At 40.0% G+C, this 2549-nt stretch carries 1 protein-coding gene; it reads left to right on the top strand.

Translation table 11 applies throughout. The features are described from left to right. Positions 1-156: 156 nt before the first annotated feature. A partial coding sequence (locus NJ959_RS28395; protein ID WP_254015116.1) for a trypsin-like peptidase domain-containing protein occupies positions 157-2549 on the top strand: 2393 nt, incomplete at its 3' end.

Below are 2549 nucleotides of genomic sequence, written 5' to 3'. Positions count from 1 at the left end.
AAAGTGGGATGCTCCCAACAAAGTCCGCCTGCGCGGACTAATAAATCAAGGGTTTCACAACCCGCGAAGGCGGGTTTTGTCTGTGTAGACGCGGTTTCAACCGCCCTTTGAGAATGGTGCGATATCTGAGTTTAACCCACAATTTTTGCGATCGCGATGAATCAGCATAATCTTGACAAACTCCGCGAATCGATGGTGAGAATCCTTCACCCTGTGAAGGGAGAAACGGCGGGTTCGGGATTTATAATTCGGGATGATGGCTATCTCGTCACCTGTCACCATGTTATTTATTTATTGGATGCCCTGAAAGTAGAGTATCAGGGCAAGGAATACGAGGCGCAGTGGTGTGAGGAGTTGTCAAATCCAGAGGTGGATATTGCTATTCTCAAGATTAATATTGAGAAGGCTAAGGCGGTAAAGATTATCAATCCCCAAGATTTATCAACATCGGTAACTGTTTATGGATTCCCGCCATCGGAAAAGAAGTTTTTTCCGGAAGGGATTAATTTTTCTGCCCAAACTATTCGCCCTAGTGCCCCTGTCAATATTCTGCCTACTTATGTTACTACTAATATAAGTGGTACAAATCCCTGGAATAAATTACCTCAGCCAAAATCTACCTTTCTCTCTCACCGCATTAATGCCAAAGTAGAGAAAGGAACTAGTGGTGGACCAGTTTTTGCGGAAGAATTGAATGGTGTAGTGGGGGTAATTCAATGTAGTAAAAGCGATGAAAGTTATGTAATTCGTTGGGATAATATTACAGCATCCCTGGATAAACTGGGATTGGAACCTAAAAAAACAACTGTCTGTAACTTCTTAGCAGAAATTGCTAATGATAGACGATTTAAGTTTATTACTTTATTCCATACTAAACAACAAATTGAACTGAAACAGCAGTATATTCCCATACAGGTTACTCTGAAAACAAAACGGAAAGATGTAGAATCTTTTTTGGGCTATAGTGAAGCTGAAGTAGTAGATAAACAAGCTTATGCAATGAAAAGTTTTGATGCGTTTCAGGAGACTCAAGTTGACTGGAAAGAGGCAAAGAAACAGTGTAGTAATCAGCATATTATGGTTTTGGCAGATCCCGGTATGGGTAAGTCTACCTTATTAAAGATGGAGACTATCACCACTGCTAAAAAAGAGATGGATAAGTTATTAGCACCCCAGTCTAACTTGCCCACTGGGGTAGATGAAGTGATTTTTCCCTTGTTTTTCAGGCTATCGGATTTAGCTGAAAAAGCCGAAGAAATTATTGAGGCTATTCCCCTACTGATTCAGCGAGACTATCCTCTTATATTTCCAGATATCAAACATTTATTAAAAGAAAAATTAAGGAATAGGAAATGCCTCCTGCTTTTGGATGCCTTAGATGAAGTACCAAAAGAGAATCGGATACGCTTACAAGAAAAGTTAAATCGATTTAGCCGCAATTATCCCTCGCCGATGATTTGCACATCTCGGATAGTTGGGTATGGGGGCGGATTTATTGAGGGAGGCAAAGAAGTCGAAATTGTCCCGTTTGCTTTTGCCCAAACAGCAGAATATATTGAAACTTGGTTTAAGAATGCTGAAGGTTATATTCAGGATGAATCGGTTTCAGCAGAGAATCTGATTCAACAACTGCGAGATAAACCTCAAATTGCCGGATTAGCCCAAAATCCCCTTCTTTTATCTTTAATCTGTAGTCTATATCAAGAAAAAGATCTCACCCTTCCGGCACAGCGCACTCAGGTTTATCAAAAAGCTGTGGATTATATGTTGAAGAAATGGAGTGCCAATCGATATCCTCAATCAGAAGGGATGATTACTGCCAAAATCCAGCTATTAGAAAAACTCGCTTATCATTTTTCCTGCGATGATGAGCAAGATGGGAGTGAAATTTTTAGTTTAGATGAACTCCATCGCGTAATTGAAGGATATATTAAATCTGGCGAAATTTCCACTGATTTGAAAAATTATCCCACTAGTCGCTTAATTGAGGAATTATCGGCAGAGGATGGTATCCTGCAAAAGTGGGATAGGGAAGGGGATAAGTATATCTTCCTCCACCGCACATTTCAGGAATATTTTACGGCTACTTATTTACTGAGAAAGATTAAGGAAAATCAGAATGAGGGAATTTCTTTAGTCAAAAGACTATTTTGGCAATACGATGCCCATGAAACCTTAATTTTACTGGCGGGATTAATGGAAAATCCCCTGCCTTTGCTACAGGCGATTACTCAGTCAAAGGATGATATTTTCAAAACCCTGTTATTGTTGGCAGGGAGATGTCTGGCGGAATGTAAAAAGGATGATAATTTCAATCTCGCAGCAACTAATCCTTTGATAGGAAAGATAATCGAGGGCATCTATAAGTTTTGGCGAAGTTACCCATCTGCTAGTTTTATTGAATCTACTGTTGTGGCGCTAGGTAAAGTCAATCGTCAGATGTGCCAGAAGTTGATAGCCTCTCTCAAAGACTCAGATAGTTGGGTGAGAATAAATGCGGCAATGGCTTTGGGTAATATTGGCAATAGTGAAGCGGTGAATCCTTTAAT

The organism is Limnofasciculus baicalensis BBK-W-15, assembly GCF_024178385.1.
GTDB classification, from domain to species: domain Bacteria; phylum Cyanobacteriota; class Cyanobacteriia; order Cyanobacteriales; family Coleofasciculaceae; genus Limnofasciculus; species Limnofasciculus baicalensis.
The sequence above is the reverse complement of the archived record's forward strand: the minus strand, read 5'-3'. Positions and strand labels throughout refer to the sequence as shown.